The sequence below is a fragment of the Roseateles sp. Mitsp63 genome (assembly GCF_059491535.1).
This window is the reverse complement of record NZ_CP168509.1, coordinates 4,641,078-4,661,372: the sequence shown is the minus strand read 5'-3', so window position 1 is coordinate 4,661,372 and position 20,295 is coordinate 4,641,078. Positions and strand designations below refer to the sequence as shown.

Annotated in this window: 17 protein-coding genes; 12 read left to right on the top strand and 5 right to left on the bottom strand. The window is 63.5% G+C overall.

Translation table 11 applies throughout. The features are described from left to right. Positions 1–5 precede the first annotated feature (5 nt). The 9 genes from ACEN96_RS20250 (at position 6) to ACEN96_RS20210 (ending at position 10,149) form a co-directional block, all read left to right on the top strand. A complete protein-coding gene (locus ACEN96_RS20250) occupies positions 6–329 on the top strand; it encodes a hypothetical protein (RefSeq protein WP_495584866.1) in 324 nt (107 codons plus the stop codon). A 190-nt stretch (positions 330–519) separates the two neighbouring features. Further along, complete coding sequence (locus ACEN96_RS20245) at positions 520–4,362, top strand: hemagglutinin repeat-containing protein (RefSeq protein WP_495584865.1); 3,843 nt, start codon at positions 520–522, stop codon at positions 4,360–4,362. Between the two features lie 73 nt (positions 4,363–4,435). Further along, positions 4,436–4,831 carry a hypothetical protein gene (locus ACEN96_RS20240; protein WP_495584864.1) on the top strand — a complete coding sequence of 132 codons (396 nt, stop codon included), beginning with the start codon at positions 4,436–4,438 and terminating at the stop codon, positions 4,829–4,831. Between the two features lie 207 nt (positions 4,832–5,038). Further along, a complete protein-coding gene (locus ACEN96_RS20235; protein WP_495584863.1) occupies positions 5,039–5,866 on the top strand; it encodes a hypothetical protein in 828 nt (275 codons plus the stop codon). 77 nt (positions 5,867–5,943) lie between these two features. After that, positions 5,944–6,798 (top strand): Imm49 family immunity protein, encoded by an 855-nt coding sequence (locus ACEN96_RS20230; protein ID WP_495584862.1) that lies wholly within the window; start codon positions 5,944–5,946, stop codon positions 6,796–6,798. 468 nt (positions 6,799–7,266) lie between these two features. Then, positions 7,267–7,578 carry a hypothetical protein gene (locus tag ACEN96_RS20225; protein ID WP_495584861.1) on the top strand — a complete coding sequence of 104 codons (312 nt, stop codon included), beginning with the start codon at positions 7,267–7,269 and terminating at the stop codon, positions 7,576–7,578. Positions 7,579–7,755: 177 nt separating this feature from the next. Beyond that, complete coding sequence (locus ACEN96_RS20220; RefSeq protein WP_495584860.1) at positions 7,756–8,454, top strand: hypothetical protein; 699 nt, start codon at positions 7,756–7,758, stop codon at positions 8,452–8,454. A gap of 124 nt (positions 8,455–8,578) precedes the next feature. Continuing rightward, entirely contained in the window at positions 8,579–9,073 is a 495-nt protein-coding gene (locus ACEN96_RS20215; protein ID WP_495584859.1) for a hypothetical protein, read from the top strand. Positions 9,074–9,267: 194 nt separating this feature from the next. Further along, entirely contained in the window at positions 9,268–10,149 is an 882-nt protein-coding gene (locus ACEN96_RS20210; RefSeq protein ID WP_495584858.1) for a PoNe immunity protein domain-containing protein, read from the top strand. Here ACEN96_RS20210 and ACEN96_RS20205 read toward each other — a convergent pair. Continuing rightward, positions 10,099–10,536 (bottom strand): antibiotic biosynthesis monooxygenase family protein, encoded by a 438-nt coding sequence (locus ACEN96_RS20205; RefSeq protein ID WP_495584857.1) that lies wholly within the window; start codon positions 10,534–10,536, stop codon positions 10,099–10,101. The two genes, ACEN96_RS20210 and ACEN96_RS20205, sit on opposite strands and share 51 nt — an antisense overlap. A 60-nt stretch (positions 10,537–10,596) precedes the next feature. Between ACEN96_RS20205 and ACEN96_RS20200 the strand changes: the two genes are divergently transcribed. Further along, on the top strand, positions 10,597–11,274 hold the full coding sequence (locus ACEN96_RS20200) for a glutathione S-transferase family protein (RefSeq protein WP_495584856.1): 678 nt from the start codon (positions 10,597–10,599) through the stop codon (positions 11,272–11,274). A 108-nt stretch (positions 11,275–11,382) separates the two neighbouring features. Here the strand turns inward: ACEN96_RS20200 and adeC are convergent, their stop codons facing one another. From adeC to ACEN96_RS20185, 3 genes are read right to left on the bottom strand one after another with little or no spacing between them, the layout of a single operon-like run. Next, the gene (adeC, locus tag ACEN96_RS20195; RefSeq protein WP_495584855.1) at positions 11,383–12,840 is read right to left on the bottom strand and encodes an AdeC/AdeK/OprM family multidrug efflux complex outer membrane factor; all 1,458 of its coding nucleotides are present in this window, start codon (positions 12,838–12,840) and stop codon (positions 11,383–11,385) included. Position 12,841: 1 nt separating this feature from the next. Beyond that, a complete protein-coding gene (locus ACEN96_RS20190; RefSeq protein WP_495584854.1) occupies positions 12,842–16,006 on the bottom strand; it encodes an efflux RND transporter permease subunit in 3,165 nt (1,054 codons plus the stop codon). Positions 16,007–16,026: 20 nt separating this feature from the next. Further along, the gene (locus ACEN96_RS20185; RefSeq protein ID WP_495584853.1) at positions 16,027–17,211 is read right to left on the bottom strand and encodes an efflux RND transporter periplasmic adaptor subunit; all 1,185 of its coding nucleotides are present in this window, start codon (positions 17,209–17,211) and stop codon (positions 16,027–16,029) included. A 137-nt stretch (positions 17,212–17,348) separates the two neighbouring features. Between ACEN96_RS20185 and ACEN96_RS20180 the strand changes: the two genes are divergently transcribed. Next, on the top strand, positions 17,349–17,972 hold the full coding sequence (locus ACEN96_RS20180; RefSeq protein ID WP_495584852.1) for a TetR/AcrR family transcriptional regulator: 624 nt from the start codon (positions 17,349–17,351) through the stop codon (positions 17,970–17,972). 106 nt (positions 17,973–18,078) lie between these two features. Then, positions 18,079–18,684, top strand: coding sequence for a dihydrofolate reductase family protein (locus ACEN96_RS20175; protein WP_495584851.1), 606 nt, complete (start codon positions 18,079–18,081; stop codon positions 18,682–18,684). Between the two features lie 199 nt (positions 18,685–18,883). On the opposite strand, the gene ACEN96_RS20170 is transcribed toward ACEN96_RS20175, so the two are convergent. Next, the gene (locus ACEN96_RS20170) at positions 18,884–20,200 is read right to left on the bottom strand and encodes an Nramp family divalent metal transporter (RefSeq protein ID WP_495584850.1); all 1,317 of its coding nucleotides are present in this window, start codon (positions 20,198–20,200) and stop codon (positions 18,884–18,886) included. Positions 20,201–20,295 lie beyond the last annotated feature (95 nt).

Below are 20,295 nucleotides of genomic sequence, written 5' to 3'. Positions count from 1 at the left end.
TTCGTTTGTCACTCAAGGAACCGCCAGAAGGTTCACTTTATGATAATGGATATGTTGATACATGGCTTTTCTGGGCGTTCGACGAGCTGCTGAAAGCGGCGCTCGAAGAGAAATATCCAGAAATATTAGATAAAATAGCAGAGGCAAAAGTTCTTAAGATTTTTAGCTTTGATGAATTGACGGCTGAGCAATATAACGTTGCTGTTAGGGCGTTAGATTTCTATCTTCGCTCGAAGGCGCCGGAATCGCATGAAGAGGAGGAACTAAGAAAATACTGGTACGAGATGGCTTTTGAATACATGAAGACCGACGATCGATACTCGCAGTGAGAGGAGTTGAGCGTGAGTTGTTTTTGAGCCGAACGAGAAGTCGTGTGCGCGGCGTCGTCGGCATCCGGTGCTGAGATCAGGATTGACTTAAGTCCCTAGTGATTAGGACCAGTAGGCCGCGACTCAGATCGGCGGGTGACGCAGGCGGACTCGATCCGTCAGTTGGATTCGGCATCAAGCGTCCAGCCGGTTGCGCTACGACATCACGCTGGCCGCGGCGCAAGCCGTCTCGGACAACGGCACCAAGCTCATCGCGGATCGCGACATCACCATCGACGGCGTCACCAACACGGTGAACTCGGAGCAGTTCAAGAAGACGGTGAAGTCGGGGCTCTTCGGTGGCGGTGGCATTGGCATCACCATCGGCAAGCAGGCGGTGTCGCAGGCGACAAAGACCACGGAAGAGACCAACCAAGGCTCCACCGTGGCCAGCGTGAACGGCGACGTGGACATCCTGGCCGGCGGCAAGTACCGCCAGATGGGCTCGGAAGTTCAAGCGCCCAAGGGCGACGTGTCCATCCAGGCCAAGTCCATCGACATCCTCGAAGCGCGCAACCAGTCGGCGCAGGACACGGAGACGAAGTTCAAGCAGAGCGGGCTCTCGGTGTCGCTGAGCGCGCCGGGGGTGGATGCTGCGCTCGGCGCCATCAAGGCCGCCGAGCACGTCACGCAGACGCAGGACGACCGCATGAAGGCGCTGGCCGCGGCCACGGCGATCTCCAAGGCCAAGCAGGCGATTGAGGAGATCAAGAAGTTCAACGACATGGCCAAGGCGGAGCAGGAGCAGAGCATCCGCATCAGCATCTCGGTGGGCAGCCAGCAGAGCAAGAGCACGCAGCACAACGAGTCCAACCAGGCTGCGGGCAGCTCGGTCCTCGCCGACGGCAAGCTGAGCCTCGTCGCCACCGGTGGAGGCCAGGACTCCAACGTCACGGTGCAGGGCAGCTCGCTGGCGGGTCAGGACGTGCTCATCAAGGCGGACAACAAGATCAACCTGCTGGCCGCGCAGAACTCCAGCGAGCAGCACAGCAAGGACTCGAGCAGCAGCGCGTCCATCGGGGTGGGCATCTCGTTGGGCAAGGAGAACCGGCTGGGCTTCACGGCCAGCGCCAGCGTGTCCAAGGGCAACGCGGACGGCAAGGACACGAACTACTCGACGACGCAAGTCACGGGCGGCAGCTCGGTGACGCTGCAGTCGGGTGGGGACACGACGCTCGGCGGCGCGGTGGTGACGGCGCCCAAGGTGGTGGCCGACATCGGCGGCAACCTCAAGATCGAGAGCCTGCAGGACACGGCCAAGTTCGACTCCAAGAGCCAGAGCATGGGCGGCAGCGTGACCGTCGGGTATGGAGCGGGCGGCAATGCCAACTTCAGCCAGTCCAAGGTCAACGCGGACTACGCGGCGGTGGGGGAGCAGGCGGGCATTCGCGCAGGCGATGGTGGCTTCCAGGTGAACGTGAAGGGCAACACCGACCTCAAGGGCGGCGCCATCACGAGCAGCCAGGGGGCGATCGACGCGGGCAAGAACAGCTTCAGCACCGGCACGCTGACCAGCAGCGACATCGACAACCGCAGCCAGTACAGCGCGAGCGCCGTGACGGTGAGCGCGGGCACGAGCGGCGGCATGGCCGGTGCGTACAAGGACAGCGGGGACGAGCGCAGCACGACCAGGAGCACGATCAGCGCGGGCAGCACGACGATCACGAGTGGTGATGCGGCGAGCCAGGCGGCGCTGGAGAAGCTGGACCGCGGCGCGACGAACGATGCGACGGCGGGGAAGCTGGCGCAGGGCTGGGATGGGCAGAAGCTGGCGCAGCAGGCGAAGGTGAATGCGCAGATCGTGGCGGACTTCGGGGCGCAGGCGTCGAAGGAGGTCGCCAACTACGCGGCCTCCAAGACGAAGGCGTATGAAGAGGCCAAGCTGAAGAGCAACGGTGCTCAGACCGTGCTCGACGATCCGAAGTCCTCACCCGCAATGAGGGAGCAGGCAGAGCGGACGAAGACGGAAGCGGCCACGACCATGGCCCAGAACCAGGAGGTCTACGACCAGTGGAAGGAAGGGGGCGCGTCGCGAGTGGCTCTGCATGCCGTGGTCGGCGCGGTGACTGGCGATCTCAGCGGCGCCCTGGGCGCTGCGGGCAGCGCGGCCGCGGCGGGTCAACTCGACAAGTTCCAGGAGTCGATCAAGGACACGTTGAAGCAAGCCGGGCTTGGAGGAGAGAACGGCAGCAACGATTGGGCGACCGCGTTGTCCAAGCTCGCCGCTGGTGCAGTGGCTACGGGAATCGGCGCTGCGGCTGGGGGAGGGGTCAACGGCGCAGCGGCAGGTTTGAACCAGGATTACAACAACCGGCAACTGCATCCGGATCAGACCGCCCTTGTCAAAGAAGAAGCCAAAAAGCGCGCCGGCACCCAAGGCATGGACGAGGCGGCTTGGGAAAAGCGTCTGACTCAGCAACTGCTTTATCAGAACGACAGCGCCTACGCGACCATCGCCGGCAAGGACAGCAATGACCCGCAGGCTGAGCAGATCCTCGCGAGCTTGGCTCGGGAATCCGGCGTCAGCATGGATGCGCGCGGCACAGCGGCGTACTACGACCACACCGGCAACACCGAACTGCTGAACAAGACCATCGGCAGCTACAAGCTCGTTGGGCAGACACCGTCCGGAGGTATCGAGCAAGCCAATGGAACGTGGCTCGGAACTGAGCCCGGCAAAGTGCCGATGCCCAACGGAGCGCGGACTCCAACCTCGTTCCCTGTGCCGGGCTGCAATGCGCCGGCGGGCCCCTGTACCTATACCTTCATCTTTGGCAGCGACCTTGCGTATGTGCAGGTGCCTCAGGCCGACGGCAGCTATCAGCTCTACGAGGCCAACAAGGAGCAGCAGACAACTCTGGCGGCACAACAGGCCAAGTACTACGTCGACGGCATCAAGAGCGCGCCAGGCAAAGCGTGGGATGCCGGCGTGGCGCTCGGCAAAGAAGCGCTCGCCTATGGCAAGGATCTGACGGTTGGCAACCTCAGCAATGCGGCCAATGCGTTGAACGGCCTGAACAGCGCGATGACAGGGGCCGCCGCCGCTGGGCCGCAGGGCGCGTCCTCGGCGCTGAGCGTGGGGCTTCCGAGCACCTACGAATCGAAGACGATGCAGTGGTACGTCAGCGACAAGCCGCTGGACATCACGGCGACCGGCGTGACGAAGTTCGTCGTCGATCTGGCGCCCATCAGCGTCTTCATGAATCAGGTTGGAAAGGTCAGTTCCTACGATCCGGAGCAGGTCAAGTCGGCGGGCGAAGAAGCTACGTGGATCGTTGGAGGCATCGTGGGGTCCAAGGCCGCCGAGGTCGTCCTGGGCGCGGGTAGCAAGCTCACGAACAAGGTCCTGGAAGGAATCGAAGTTCGAGCTGGAGCGAAGGCGGAAGCAGAGGCCGCAGCGGAGGCTGCCGCAGCGAACAAGACGCCGGAGGCAGGCGCTGGAGTGGTGACCTCTGGCGCCAAGACCTCAGACGCGAACGTTGGGACCGGGGCGCCGCTCCCTCCCTCTGCGAAGGCTGGGAGCGGTGATGGCATCTTCCCTAAGGCAGATGTCCAGCCGTACACATCCGCGCAGGAGGTCTTAGGCCAAGCGAACGACGCGTCTTGCGTAGCGGCCAGTTGCCGTATGGCGGCGAGAATGGGCGACATTCCTGAGGCTTATGTCAGAGGAATGCTTGAAACTGACAAGAGCGGGACACTCTTGTCAAAAGTGCCTGAGGGCCTGAAAGATCTTGGTTTCACCGGCAAGGCCACATATGTGCCCGAAGGGCTTTCAATCGCGACGATCGAAAGCTCAACAATGAGCGGAGCAGCCGTCATCGTAAATGTGAAAACGGAACTCGGCGGTGTGCACGCGATCGTCGTTGACTTCATTAAGGATGGTCGCGCATATATTCGTGATCCTTGGCCCGTCGACGTGGGCGCTAAGTACTCAGTTTCGGTTGAGTCCTTGAAGTCCAGTATGACTGGAAAAGGTGTTGTCATCGAGCATTGAGGTGTATATGGAACGTCTTTGTGATATATATGTTGACGGATCGCACTCCATCCCAGAGCTGCGATTTGTTGGATTGTTTGATAAGTCCTTCTCCTATGTGGATGGGAAAGTCTACTCGGGATATATTGGGGCTGCATTGCCCCGTATAAAAGGCGTGTTGATCGTGTCCAGACTAAAGGCGGCCGGCATTCGTGCGTTCAATGTTCCCATAGTCTATCGAGACCCAAAGTTATCCATGGCTGTCGCCCACGGCATTGCAATGGAGGAAGCGAAGCGCTCTGGACTGGATTTGTCTTCAGGCGACGGCTTTCGCGACCTTCATACACCAATGTACTGGTGCTTTGCCATAATTGATCCAACGGGGGACTTGGTCGGGGGGCGTATTATGGTGGATAAATTAGACGGTCACATTTGGAGTACGGGCGAGTACGATACCTTCATGTATGACTACAATAATGTTCTGGGGTGAGTCGTCCGGAACGCTTGCGCGGAACTTTCATGCTTTGCACAAGTCCGGGACGCCGAAACAACAGAATTACTCCCGCGAACTGCGTCGAATAATATTGGGGTTGAATGTGTCGTGAAGCTGAAATGGCAATTCCTCATCGGGGAAGCCGTATAGGAGATTTTCATATCTGTCCATCGAATCCGAGCAATCTAGCAGCGAATAGAGGCTATGGAATTCAATGAGATGATTGGGGAAAGTATCTTCCACCTCCAAGGGCGGGATGTTTCTGAGAATGCGCTGGCTCTCCTGCAAAGTGGCGAAGGAGATCGCGAGGCATGTTTGCGGGGGGTTGCGTCATCATGTGCCGCACAGGCGTTGCTCGCTTGGTTTCAATCCAAGAACTTGGAAGGAATGAAATCGTGGGCGTTTCTCGCGGCGAAGGCAACCCGAATGGTGGCTCAGGGGGAGCCTGGCGCTTGGTGGCCCGCGTACATTCATCTATATCCACTGCTCTCGGACCAGCCGGATATCATCGATTGGTTCTCAAAGAATCGCGTGTCCTACTATTTGAAGGATGAGATCGATGATCGCGATAATCCGAGAGAAGATGCATTTCACGGATTTCAGGCGTTGTTGGCCCTTCGAGGTAAATGGAGCGAACTTGAGGCGCGCTCGTTAGAGGCCATTAATGATGCAAAGGCTGGTGGATCAAAGTTCCTTGTGGACTATCGCTTTTATTTGGCGCTGGCGCGTCGAGATGTCGAAGGCATGGAAGATACTCTCGAAGAGCTTGCGGGCCCCCTTGCATCGAAAAGGAACTTCGAGCACGCCTTCGGGTTGACCCAAAATCTCATCGCGACGCATGCCGTTATTTACTCAAAGATTGCATTCCGCTGGGGACACGAACTGAAAATTCGTTCACCGTGGGTGCCCTCCAACTGGCTACCAGTCAGCCCACTGAAGGAATATGACCAGCGATGGACCTTCATGGCGAATTTCGACATTTGGGAGCCGTTCGCGCCTCCTTGGACAGATTGGTCGCCCAAGAAGGGCTAAAGCCGGCTTATACAGTGGTTGCCAGAGCAGACCATGAGGCATCGGTTCAACTCCCGAAACCGTGGAGAGAGAATGGCATGGCCACGTGGAGCCATAAACGAAACATTGAAGCGGGCATCGAGCATGTCGGCGAGCGTCGTGCAGATAGAGCCATTGAGTTATTGAATTCAGGCCTCGGATCAAGAGAGGGGTGCTTGGCCAACGTGCTAATGCATGCAGAAGCCCAGTGTTTGACGGCGTGGTTTAAGCGCAAGGATTTAAAAGAACACAAGCAATGGGCGTACGTAGCTGCAAAGGTCCAGCGAATGATCTTTCAGATCGAGCCATGGCGCTGGTTTCCCACATTCAAGCATCTGTATGCGCTGCTTTCTGATAACGAAAGTATTGTGAATTGGTATGCAGGCCATCGCGTTCCTTTCTTCATTCAAGATGAAGAGCGCGGCAATGAGTCATTGAACAAGGATGACCCCGCATTGGTGACGTTTCACAGTTATCAAACTCTACTCGCCCTCCGGGGCAGTTGGGACGAGCTGCGGCGTCGTTGCGAGCTTATTCTCTCCCTTCCTGAAACCCCCGAGGGCAAGGACTACCTTGTGGATCATCGCTTCTACTTGGCCTTGGCGAACGGGGATAAGAAGGGCATGGAGGCCGCTCTCAATTATCTGACGAGCCCGGAGGTGGCCAAGGATCGGAACCGCGGGGTAGCCTTTGGTTTCACAGAGAATCTGATCGCCACCCATGCCACCATATATGCCAAGATTGCATGGCGTCACGGATTTGAGGTCGAGGTTGACTCGCCCTGGGTGCCTCGCGAATGGCTTCCCGTGGAGCCGCTGCAAAAATATGAAGATCCGTGGTTCTTCTTGCAGAGCTTTGATATTTGGCAGCCATTTGAAGGCGGTTGGACGAACTGGTCTCCAAAGCAAAGATAAAGTCCTACCTTGCGAATGAGGTCATGTCTGTATTAAAGTCAAGACCAACCCCTGCACCGCTAATGCGGTTCCCAACTGCGATTGGCGTACCGCGAATAGAAAATATATAGACAGTCGAGGAAGACTTTGCTGAGTTCTCTCGTCGACGAAGTGGGTTGCGCGAACAATTTAGAGATGGACTTTTTCGGAAGCCTGCAGCGATTGAACAGTTCTCCCTGGAGCAGACGTAGCTGACAGCAGCAATGCCAAGTTCGGTCGGGCGCTGGTCTGCCGGTGCAGACGCACTACGGATAGCTCCGGAAAGGTTACCGGCGTCTATTCGCATCTAGGAAAGTAATGGAATGATGGCGCCTTACCTTCTGTCCCCCCAAGTTTTCGTTTGCAGAGCATGGGGCGTTTGCCGCGTCGGCAACGCTGGTCATAGGTGGTGGTGAAGGATATTTTCGCTCAGGCGATGTCGTTGATCACATGACCAGATTGATAAACAGAGGGGTGCCCTTCGATTCCCAGCAGTACACGGAACTTGGCCAATGGCTCCATCGCGCGGATGCCATTGTTGCGCCGATGCAGGTGGATGATGAGGCCTATTATGCTTGGGTCGATCCTAATTTCTGGAGTCTTGATCCTTATCTGGGGATATATACGAAATCAGATTTCATGGTGCTATTTGAAGACTGCTGCCGAAATTTCGTGGCTGAGCATATGGATAGAGCAGAAGAGTTTGCCCACGCGCTTAGCGTCAACGGCATGTCACTCTTGCCAACGATCGTGCGCCCTTGAAGAGGCTGCGGGGAATCGAAAGTGAAGGCGTCTACCTACGTTGACTCCATCGAGCAGGCTATTGAGCATGTCGGAAATAGGTGGAATCAACAAGCGATTGAGTATTTGAATTCAGGGAGGGGAGATCGATTAGGCTGCTTGGAGGTCCTTCAGAGCAACCTCGAAGCTCGGTCCTTGATGAGTTGGTTCAAGAATCATGATCTGCGAGCTAATAAGCAGTGGGCCTATCTCGCCGCGAAAACGCAGCGAATAATTTTCCAAATTAAACCTTGGCGCTGGTTTCCTGCTTATGAGCACCTCTATGCCCTCCTATCGGATCACGAAGGATTGATCGACTGGTATAGCCGGCACCGGTTGCCGTTCTATATTCAGGATGAGGAGCGCGGCAACGAAGCGCTAAACAAGGATGACCCCGCCCTGGTCACGTTTCATAGTTATCAAGCTTTGCTTGCGCTTCAAGGGAAGTGGGAAGACCTTCATCGACGATGCGAGCACATTCTTTCGTTACCCGAGACGGTTGATGGACGGGACTTTCTCGTTGATCATCGCTTTTATCTGGCTTTGGCTGAGGGAAGTATGGCTGGCATGGAGGCCGCCCTTAATCAGCTTGCTAGCCCTGAGATAGTGAGGATCCGGAACTTCGGGCCGGCTTTTGGACTGACGAGAAACCTCATCGCTACACACGCTACGATTTATGCAAAGATCGCTTGGCGTCATGGCTATGAGGTCCAAGTCGCTTCTCCATGGGTGCCTCGAGAATGGCTTCCTGTTGAATCGCTTCAGGAATATGAAGAGCCTTGGCCCTTCATGCAGACGTTCGATATATGGGAACCTTTTGATGGGAGCTGCGCGGGTTGGTCACCTAAACAGGGTTAGGTGCAGCGCCGACTGAACAAGACGACGACTCAGATCGCTTCGGTGTCCCACTAGTGACCACGCAGGGCGCGTCCACCCAGTTATCCGTTAAGTTGATGGCATGGACTCCAGAGGGAATTAAGTCGTGAAATACATTTCTCTTCACCATGCCGAATTAATCATGGTTCCTTTCTATGAAGCGGAGGCCGAGCATTATGGCTATGACGGGGAGCTTTTTGCTCTAGATCTTCTGGATCCTATTCAGGCGCAAACAGCCATTGAGAAATGGTTGATACCGCATGCGGCGAATTGGAGCGCCGGAGGCCGCAAGTTGAGGTGCGAGGCCTCAAGGTTGTGCATATCCCAAGGTATTCCATTCAGCAGTTCTTGGCTGCCTGGAATAGATGACCGAGGAAGGGTTACTGGCGACTTGAAGGAGTATTCAAGAAACCTTGCGGCATTTCAAAAGCAAGTTTGGGAGAGTCTGTTCAAGGAGCCGTATTCATCTTTGTCGCTTGAACAGTACGTTCTTCGAGTTGACAAGGGTTTTGAATTCTTTCCTGATTCTCCCGATCTTTGGACTGCTCCGGAGTACTCATCTTGGCCTTCAAGCTTCAAAGAAGGTATAGGGAAAAGTTGATCCTCACAGAGTGAGAGGCCGTGGCCCGGTAAGGGTGAGTCCTATGAGAAGTCATCAAGATGGTTTGACTGAGAGAGTGTCCAACCGACTTCAGTCGCCGAACGGATTCCCTGGCATTGGCAACGACGCACACGCGGACGGTGGTCGATTAGTCGACTGAATTTCATCGCTACTCCACATTCTGGAGCGCATCTATGACTCGTGCCCCAATGGGTGACGCTGATTATTGGAATAAGTGGGAGAAATTCAGCAGGGATAGGATTGCCAAGCGTCAAGCAGTACTGGGTGCTTCAAGCGCAAATCCAAGCTGCATGCCACAGTATGCGTTTGATCTGTCGCTTGATATTGGTAAGTATATTCTTACGCTATATTCTCGTGGCGATGCTGTTGCTGCTATGGCCGCGAACTTCCAAGCATTACTTGATGCTTGGGAGTTGTCCAATGAACTGAGTGTGGAAGTTTGCGCCGAGCGTGGGGTGGTGAGCTGTCGGGACTGGGATTTTTCTTTGAAGAATCTCAATCACTATGTTTGGTGTTTCTGGTTAATTGGCTTGGCCCTGGTTTTTGAGGTTCCGGGAAAACAGTGGAATCGCCTCTTGGCTCTTATTGGTGGCGAGGGCGAGGACACGCTGCTTGATAAGGTAATTGCCAGTCGTCAAGAGGACCGGATAATTGGTTGCGAGCTTTTGCATGAGAAGCCGTATCGCCGACTTCTCTCGGCGATAGATGCGCCAATAGAGAAGCAGCCGGAACTGCTGGAAGAATTTGTCGTCTATTGGTATGCAGAGCTGAAGCGACCCGCCCCTAAGATTAGACGGGAGCCGACCATCGAACCCTTCTGGTACACCTATGGCGATCCAGAACTGATGCCGCTGGAAGGTGGAACCTATTTTGGCCGGTGGTGCGTCGAAGCGGTCGCCGCAGTTAAGGCCTTTGGTATAGACGACGGTAGATGTTTCGGACATGAGCAATATCCGAGGGATTTGCTTCCTGCCCACGCAGGTGTCCGAGTCACGGGGGAGGCCTTAACGGCTCGCCCCGGATTGCTGTCTCGTCTTTTCGGTTCGCGAAGATGAGCCGGTATCCTCAGAACTTGCGGTAGCGAGCACCGGATCCCCCGCCCCATCCGCCTCATCCCACGAGTAATGCCGCTCCACCTTCGCGATGCGCAGCTCGTAATGGCGATACCAATCCCGCCTCCCTTGATCGCGCGCCGCTTGGTGCTCGCTGACCGCGCGCCACGCGCGGATGTCTTCCAGACTCCGCCAGTACGACACCGTGATCCCCAACCCATCCCCACCCCTCGCGCTCTCCACCCCGAGGTACCCCGGCTGCCCCGCCGCCAGCGCCGCCATGCGCTCGGCCATCTCGCCATACCCGTCCCCGGGCGTCGCCTCGGTGCGCTGGCTGCAGAAGATCACCGCGTAATACGGCGGCTCGAAGGGGCGGGTCGGTGTATTCATGGCGCGATTCTCTTCAAGCGCCCCCGCAGTGCCATCTCTCACCCCGCATAGACTCCCCCGATGCTCACCGTCCACCACCTCAACAACTCCCGCTCGCAGCGGGTCCTGTGGCTGCTTGAGGAGCTCGGGCTCCCCTACGAGATCAAGCATTACCAGCGCGACCCCAAGACCATGCTCGCCCCGCCCGAGCTGCGCGCCGTGCATCCGCTCGGCAAATCCCCGGTCATCAGCGACGACGGCCTGGTGATCGCCGAATCCGGCGCGATCCTCGAGTACCTCGTCGACCGCCACGGCCACGGCCGCTTCAAGCCCGCCGACGGCACCCCCGACGCGCTGCGCTACCGCTACTGGATGCATTACGCAGAGGGCTCCGCGATGCCGCCGCTCCTGCTCAAGCTGGTCTTCGACCGCCTCGAGCGCGCCCCGATGCCGTTCTTCGCCAAACCCATCGCCAAGGCCCTCGCCGCCAAGGCCAAGGCCAGCTTCGTCCAGCCGCAGATCGACAACCACATGAACTACCTCGAGGCCGAACTCGCCAAGAGCCCGTGGTTCGCCGGGCAGGAGTTCTCCGCCGCCGACGTCCAGATGAGCTTCCCCCTCGAGGCCGCCGTCCAGCGCGCCGGCGCCGTCGCCCGCCAGCCCCGCATCACCGACTTCCTCCAGCGCATCCACGCCCGCCCCGCCTACCAGCGCGCCCTCGAGCGCGGCGGGCCCTACGCCCTCGCCAGCGCCGACTAGCCCGCCCTGAAGGCGCTCATCGCGCCATCGGCGGCACGCCCGGCCGCGCCACCAGCGCCGCCCGGCGTGAGGGCCGGCGTCGCGGCTTGGGCGGCGCGGCCTCGCGCATCACCCGTTCCAGCCGCCGCCCAGCGCCTTGTACAGCGTGACGCCGTTCGTCAGCCGCGACAGCCGCGTCCCGATCAGCGTCTGCTGCGCGCCGTACCAGGTGCGCTGCGCATCCAGCACGTCCAGGTAGCTGTCCACCCCGCGCGCGAAACGCGCATCCGACAGCCTCAGCGCCTCGCCGCTGGCCTCCACCAGCGACTGCTGCGCCTCCAGCTGGCCGCTCAGCGCCTCGCGCTGCGCCAGCGCGTCCGCCACTTCCCGGAACGCGGACTGGATCGCCTTCTCGTACTGCGCCAGCGCGATGTCGCGCCCCGCCACCGCGTTGTCCAGCCCGGCCCGGTTGGCGCCGCCGTCGAAGATCGGCAGGCTGATCTGCGGCAGGAAGCTCCAGCTCCCCGACCCGCCCTTGAACAGGCCCGACAGCTCCCCGCTGCCGCTGCCCGCCGACGCCGTCAGGCTGATGCGCGGATAGAAGGCCGCCCGCGCCGCGCCGATGTTGGCCGTCGCCGCCTTGAGCTGATGCTCCGACTGCAGCAGATCCGGCCGCCGCAGCATCAGCGCCGACGGCAACCCCGCCGGCAACTCCGGCAGGGCGTTGAGCGCGTCCCCCAGCGCCTGCGGCGCCAGCTCCGGCGGCACCGGCGCGCCCAGCAGCAGCGCCAGCGCGTTGCGGTCCTGCGCGACCTGGCCGGCGTAGCGCGCCACGTCCACGCGCGCGCTGTCCACGCTCGTCTGCACCTGCCGCAGCGTCAGCGCCGACGCGCTGCCCAGATCGAACCGCCGCTTCGTCAGCGCGTAGGTGTCGGACTGGCTGCGCAGCGTCTCCCGCGCCAGCGCAAGCCGCTCCAGATCCGCCGCCCAGGTCAGGTAGGCCGTCGCCACCTCGGCCACCAGCGAGATCTGCGTGCCGCGCCGCGCCTCCTCGGTCGACAGGTACTGCTCCAGCGCCTGCGCGCTCAGGTTGCGCACCCGGCCGAACAGGTCCAGCTCGTACGCGCTGATGCCCAGCGTCGCGCTGTATTGGTGGCTGGTCACCGCCTCGCCAGTACCGGACAGGCCCGCCGGCGTGCGCGTGGCCGTGCTGCTGCCATTGGCGCTGAGCGCCGGCAGCGTGGCCGCATCCTGGATGCGGTACTGCGCGCGGGCCTGCGCGATGTTGAGCACCGCCACCCGCAGGTCGCGGTTGTTGTCGAGCGCGAGCTCGATCAGCCCACGCAGCCGCGCATCGGCGAAGAAGCTCCGCCAGCCGACGCCGCTCGCCGCGGCGCCCTCCGCGGGCGTTTCCTCGGCGGCCTTCGCGACCGCCTCCGGATAGCGCTGGGGCACCGGCGCGGCGGGCCGCTCGTAACCGGGCGCGAGGTTGACGCAGCCGCCGAGCAGCAGCGCGGCGCTCAGCGCCAGCAGGGCCGGCAGGGCCGGCAGCGCGCGCTTGGGGATCAGGGAATTCAGCCGGGACATGTCAGTGACCCTCGTTCAACAGGGGAGTGGTGTCGGAGTCGGCGCGCGGGACCGCCGGCGCCTTCCCGCGCCCGAACAGTCCCTGCACCACGACGTAGAAGAGCGGCACGAAGAAGACCGCCAGCACCGTGCCGGACACCATGCCGCCCACGACGGCCGTGCCCAGCGCGTTCTGCGCGCCGGCGCCCGCGCCCTTGCTGACCATCAGCGGCAGCACGCCCAGGATGAAGGCCAGCGAGGTCATCAAGATCGGCCGCAGCCGCAGCCGCGCCGCGGCGATCGCCGCGTCCAGCGTCGACAGGCCCTTCGCGTGCAGCTCCTTGGCGAACTCGACGATCAGGATCGCGTTCTTCGACGCCAGCCCCACCGTCGTCAGCAGGCCCACCTGGAAGTAGACGTCGTTCATCTTCCACGTCAGCACCGCCCCGAGCAGCGTGCCCAGCACGCCCAGCGGCACGACCAGGATCACCGAGAACGGGATCGACCAGCTCTCATACAAGGCCGCCAGGCACAGGAACACCACCAGGATGGACACCGCGTACAGCAGGCCCGCCTGGCCGCCGGCCTCGCGCTCCTGGCGCGACACCCCCGTCCACTCGTAGCCGATGCCCGCGGGCAGCGCCGCCGCGTGGCGCTCCACCAGGTCCAGCGCCTGGCCGCTGGACATCGCGCCAGGCAGCGCCATGCCCAGGATCTCCACCGAGGGCACGCCGTTGTAGCGCTCCAGCCGCGGCGAGCCCGAGGTCCAGCCCGCCGTCGCGAACGCGCTGAACGGCACCATCGTCCCGGCGGCATTGCGCACGAACCAGTGGTCGATGTCCCCCGGCAGCATCCGGAACGGCGCATCCGCCTGCAGGAACACCTTCTTCACCCGGCCCCGGTCGATGAAGTCATTGACGTAGTTGCTGCCCCACGCCGTCGAGAAGGTCGTGTTGACGTCGCTCATCGTCAGCCCCAGCGCGCCGACCTTGTGCTCGTCGATGTCGAGCCGGAACTCCGGCGCGTCCTCCATGCCGTTGGGCCGCACCGCCACCAGGCCCGGCTCCTTCATCAGCGCGCCCAGCAGCTGGTTGCGCGCCTGCATCAGCGCCGCATGCCCCAGGTTGGCCCGGTCCTGCAGCATCAGGTCGAAACCGCTCGCGTTGCCCAGCTCGGACACCGCCGGCGGCACGATCGCGAAGACGGAGGCATTGCGGATCCTCGACAGCACCGCCATCGCGCGGTTGGCCACCGCCGCGGCCTTGAGCTCCGGCCGGACCCGCTCCCCCCAGGGCTTGAGCTTGACGAAGGCGAAGCCCGCGTTCTGGCCGCTGCCGGCGAAGCTGAAACCCGCCACCGAGAAGATGGAGTCGACCGCGTCCTTCTGCTCGACCAGGAAATGGTGGTCGACCTGCTCCAGCACCTCCAGCGTGCGCGCCTGCGTGGCCCCCGGCGGCAGCTGCACCAGCGTGAACAGCGTGCCCTGGTCCTCGTCCGGCAGGAAGCCCGCCGGGATCTTGCTGAACACCAGCGCCACCACCGCCACCAGCACCGCGTAGCCGGCCATGTAGCGCCAGCCGCGGCCCAGCATGTGCCGCACGATGCCCTGGTAGCCACGGTTGCCGCGGTCGAAGGCGCGGTTGAACGCGCCGAAGAAGCCGGTCGTGGCCAGCGCGTGGCCCTTGGCCACCGGCTTGAGCAGCGTCGCGCACAGCGCCGGCGTCAGGATCATCGCCACCAGCACCGACAGCGTCATCGCCGACACGATCGTCACCGTGAACTGCCGGTAGATCACCCCGGTCGAGCCGCCGAAGAAGGCCATCGGCACGAACACCGCCGCCAGCACCAGCGCCACGCCCACCAGCGCGCCGGTGATCTGCCCCATGGACTTGCGCGTGGCCTCCAGCGGCGAGAGGCCTTCCTCGCTCATCACCCGCTCGACGTTCTCCACCACGACGATCGCGTCGTCCACCAGCAGCCCGATCGCCAGCACCATCGCCAGCATCGTCAGCGTGTTGAGCGAGTAGCCGAACGCCGCCAGCACCCCGAAGGTGCCCATCAGCACCACCGGCACCGCGATCGTCGGGATCAGCGTGGCGCGGAAGTTCTGCAGGAACAGGTACATCACCAGGAACACCAGCACCACGGCCTCCACCAGGGTCTTGATGACCTCCTCGATGGAGATGCGCACGAAGGGCGTCGTGTCGTAAGGCTTGATGACCTTCACCCCGGGCGGGAAGAACCGGGTCAGCTCCTCCAGCTTCGCGTCGATGCCCTTGACCGTCGCCAGCGCGTTCGCGCCCGTGGCCAGCTTGATCGCCAGGCCCGCCGCCGGCTTGCCGTTGAAGCGCGCCACGCTGGTGTAGCCCTCGCTGCCCAGCTCCACCCGCGCCACGTCGCGCAGCCGCACGGCCGAGCCGTCGCCCTGCGTGCGCAGCAGGATGGCCTCGAACTCCTCGGCCGTCTTCAGCCGCGTCTGCGCGGTGATGGTCGCGTTGAGCTGCTGGCCCGGCACCGCCGGCAGGCCGCCGAGCTGGCCGGCCGACACCTGCGCGTTCTGCGCCTGCACCGCGGCCTTCACGTCCAGCGGCGTCAGCTTGAAGCTGTTGAGCTTGCCCGGATCCAGCCAGATGCGCATCGCGTATTGCGAGCCAAACAGCAGCGTGTCGCCCACGCCATCGACCCGGCTGATCGGGTCCTGCACGTTGGCCGCGACGTAGTCGGACAGGTCCGAGCCGCTGAGCTTGCCATCCTCGGAGATGAAGGCCAGCACGTTCAGATAGTTGCTGGCGGACTTGGCGACCTGCACGCCTTGCTGCTGCACCTCCTGCGGCAGCAGCGGCGTGGCCAGCGACAGCTTGTTCTGCACCTGCACCTGCGCGGTGTCGGGATCGGTGCCGGTCTCGAAGGTCAGCGTGATGGTCACGCTGCCGGTCGATTCGCTGGTCGAGGCGATGTAGGAGAGCCGGTCCAGCCCCTTCATCTTCTGCTCGATGACCTGCGTGACGGTGTCCTCCAGGGTCTTGGAGGAGGCACCGGGATAGCTGGCCGTGATGGCGATGGCGGGCGGGGCGATGGTGGGGTACTGCGCGATCGGCAGGGTCAGCACCGCGACGGTGCCGGCCAGCATCGTGACGATGGCCAGGACCCAGGCGAAGATCGGACGGTCGATGAAGAAGCGAGCCATGAGGGGTCTCCGTCCGATGCTCAGTGCGCGCCGCCGGCGGCGCTGGCCGCGGCGGTCCTGACCGCGGCCGCGGCCTGGATGACCTCCACCGGCTGTCCCGGCCGCGCCTTCTGCTGGCCTTCGACGACCACGCGGTCGCCGGCCTTGAGCCCGCTGCCCACCAGCCACTGGTCGCCGATGGCGCGCTGCGTCGTCAGCGCGCGCTGCGCCAGCTTGCCGTCGCCATCGACGACGAAGGCGATGGGCTTGCCGGTGCTGTCGCGCGAGACGGCCGGCTGCGGCACCAGCACCGCCTGCTCCAGCACGCCTTCCTCGATCACCGCCTTGGCGTACATGCCGGGCAGCAGGTCGCCGCGCGGGTTGGGGAACTCCGCGCGCAGCGTCACCGCGCTGGTGTTCGGATCCACCGACACCTCGGAGAACTGCAGCCGCCCGGCCTGCGGATAGACGCTGCCGTCCTCCAGCACCAGGCGCACGGCGGCGGTGCCGCTCCTGAGCCGGCCGTCCTCCAGCGAGCGCTTGAGCGCCAGCAGCGCGCCGGCCGACTGCGTGACGTCCACGTAGATCGGATCGAGCTGCTGCACCGTGGCCATCGCGCTGGCCTGGCTGGCAGTGACCAGCGCGCCCGGCGTCACCGACGAGCGGCCGATGCGCCCGCTGATCGGCGCCGTGATGCGGGTGTAGGCCAGGTTGATGCGCTGCGTCTGCAGCGCGGCGCGCGCGGCGCCGACCTCGGCCTCGGCCTGCAGCAGGCTGGCGGCGGCGTCGTCAGCGTCCTGCTGGCTCACCGCCTTGATGGCCGAGAGCTCCTTGTAGCGGCCCGCCTTGAGCCGGGCCGACACCAGCGTGGCTTGCGCCTTGTCCAGCGTCGCCTGCGCGTTGTCGACGCTGGCGCGGTAGGTGGCCGGATCGATCTGGTACAGCAGCTCGCCGGCCTTGACCTGGCTGCCTTCCTTGAAGCGGCGCTCCTGCACCAGGCCGCCGACCTGCGGCCGCACCTCGGCCACCAGCGCCGCGGTCACGCGGCCCGGCAGCTCGGTCGTCAGCGCCAGGCGCTGCGCCGCCACCGTGACGACGCTCACCTGCGGCGTGCCGCCGGCGCCCATGGCGGGCGGGTGAGGGGGCTCGCCGCAAGCGGTGAGGGTCAGCGCCGCGGCGCTGGCCAGCAGCGCCGTCGGCAGGAAGGGATCAGGGCGGATGCTCATGGCGGAACTCCAGGTCGAGCAGGGGGATGTCTTTTGAAAACGTACCGAACGGTTCGGTATTGGCGGGCGGATTATTGGTTTGACAATTCACGGGTGTCAAGGAAAAATGGACCGATTGGTACGGTTAAGGAGTTGTCGTGAAAGTGCGCACGCAAGCGCGGCGGGAGGCGATCCTGGAGGTGGCCTCGCAGGTGTTCCTGGAGTTCGGCTACGAGCGGGCGTCGATGGCGGAGATCGTCAAGCGCATCGGCGGGTCGAAGTCGACGATCTACGGGTACTTCGCCTCGAAGGAGGAGCTGTTCCTGGCGGTCACCGAAGCGGTGGGCGACCGGCACATGGCGTCCGCGCTGACCGAGATCGCGGAGTACCGCGGCGGCACGCTGGAGCCGGTGCTGACGCGCTTCGCGCAGAAGCTGGCGGGCTTCCTGACGAGCGAGGAGGCGATCGCGGCGCACCGCATGGTGCTGGGGGCGGCGGGCCACTCGGACATCGGCCGGCTGTTCCACCAGGCGGGGCCGGAGCGCGGCATGTCGGTGCTGATGGCGGTGTTCAAGCAGGCGATCGAGCACGGCGAGCTGCGCCGCGAGGATCCCTGGGTGCTGACGCAGCACTTCGGCGCGCTGGTGAGCTCCGAGCACCAGTACCGGTGGTTCCATCGCGATCTGCCGCCGGCGACCCGCGCGCAGATCGCGCGTTCCGCCGAGCGCGCGGTGCAGGCCTTCCTGCGGGCCTACGCGGCCGAGCCGCGCAAGGCCGGGTAGGGCGCGCGGCACCGCGCTGTCGAGAATCGGCGCCGCCGCTCGTCGTGGGAGAGGAGGCCGGTGCGATCGCGCCCCGGCCACAGCACTTCAACCCGCGGAGGCTCCCATGAGGAAGATCAGGATCGCTGAACACATCTCGCTGGACGGCTTCGTCGAACCCGGCGGCCCCGGCGTCGACAGCGCTTACGCGCATGGCGACTGGACCGCCCCCTACCGCACGCCGGAGGGCGCCGCCGCCGTCGCGGCGGCCTATGGCACCGGCTACGACCTGCTGCTGGGACGCCGCACCTACGACCTGTGGTCCGGCTACTGGCCCGCGATGAAGGCCGGTCCGTTCGCGACAGGCCTGAACGCGGCGACCAAGTACGTCGCGACGCATCGGCCCGAGGGCCTCGACTGGGGACCGGTCGGGGCGCTGGGCGCCGACGTGATGGCCGGCATCCGCCGCCTCAAGGCCAGCGACGGGCCCGACCTCATCGTCTGCGGCAGCGCGATGCTGGCGTCGGCGCTGTTCGAGCAGGGCCTCGTGGACGAGGTGATGCTCGCGGTGTATCCGCTGCTGCTCGGTCAGGGCAAGCGCTGCTTCCCGGAGCGCGCCATGCCGAACACCTTCGAGCTCGTCAGCTCGACCACCACGCCGAGCGGCGTGGTCGTGGGGACGTATAGAAGGGCGGGTGCCTCATCGACCTCGCCTTCCTCCACCAGCAACTGAAGCACGTCGTTGAGGCGCTCCAGCACTTCGTCGACGGACGCGCCCTGCGTATGGGCGCCACTGATCCCCGGGATGCTCGCGATGAGCACATCGCTTCCCGGGTCTCGCTCGATGATGACGTTGAACTTCATCGGACCAGCATAGAGCGGCGCTCACTAGTCCCGCGCGACACACGATGCGCCGATCCAACAGCGCGCCTTCAACTCACCAGCGACCACAACAGCGCCACGTTCGCCCCGGTCACCAGCGCGAAGAGCCCCCAGCTCAGCGCCCGCACCACCGGCCCGCTCGCGAAGCCGCCCATCACCGCCCGGTCGCCCGTCAGCCGGATCAGCGGCCACATCGCGAAGGGCAGCTGCAGGCTCAGCACGACCTGGCTCGCCACCAGCAGTTGCCCCACCGCCGCCTCGCCCAGCCACAGCAGCCCGATGAAGGCCGGCACCAGCGCCAGGAAGCGCGTCGCCAGCCGCCGCTGCCAGCACGGGATCTTCAGCCGCAGGAAACCCTCCATCAGCACCTGGCCCGCGATGGTCCCGGTGAAGGTCGAACTCTGCCCCGCCGCCAGCAGCGCCACCCCGAACAGCACCGACGCGATCGAGCTCCCCACCAGCGGATCCAGCAGGTGATAGGCGTCCTGGATCTCCGTCACGTCGCGATGTCCATTCGCATGGAAGGCCGTCGCCGCCAGGATCAGGATCGCCGCGTTGACCATCAGCGCCAGCGTCAGTGAGACCAGCGTGTCTATCGTCGAGAGCCGGATCGCATCCCGTTTCCCCGCCGCCGTGTCCGCCACGCGCCGCGTCTGCACGATCGACGAGTGCAGGTAGAGGTTGTGCGGCATCACCGTCGCGCCCAGGATGCCGATCGCCAGCAGCAGCGCCTTCGGGTCCCGCACCGCCGTGCCGTCCGGAACGAACCCCCGCGCCACCGCGGCCCAGTCCGGCCCCACCAGCGCCAGCTGCACCGCGTAGCAGACGCCGATCGTCATCACCAGCCCGAGGATGATCGCCTCCACCTGCCGGAAGCCGCGCCCCTTCAGCCCGAGCACGATCACCGTGTCCAGCGCCGCGATGCCCACCCCCGCCAGCAGCGACATCCCGAACAGCAGATGCAGCGCCAGCGCCGTGCCCAGCACCTCCGCCACGTCGCAGGCGACGATCGCCAGCTCCGCCATCACCCACAGCGGCAGCCGCACCGCCGGCCGGTAGCGCTCGCGGCAGGCCTGCGCCAGGTCCAGCCCCGTCACCAGCCCCAGCCGCAGCGACAAGGTCTGCAGCAGCATCGCCGCCAGGCTGGACGCCAGCACCACCCACAGCAGCGCATGGCCGAAGCGCGAGCCGGCCTCGATGTCGGTGGCCCAGTTGCCAGGATCCATGTAGCCCACCGACACCAGCAGGCCCGGCCCCGCGACGCGCAGCAGCCGCTTCCACAGCGGCGCTCCCTGCTGGAGCGCGATGGAGCCGTGGACTTCCGACGGACAGAACGGGGCGGTGGCGGTGGTGGGCAGGCCGAGCATGGCGGCGATTCTCCGCGCTCCTGCCCGCAGCCGTCCGGACGGGGTCAATCCTTGCCAAGCCTGGCCAGCAGTCCTCGGGCCTTGCCGGGTTTCGC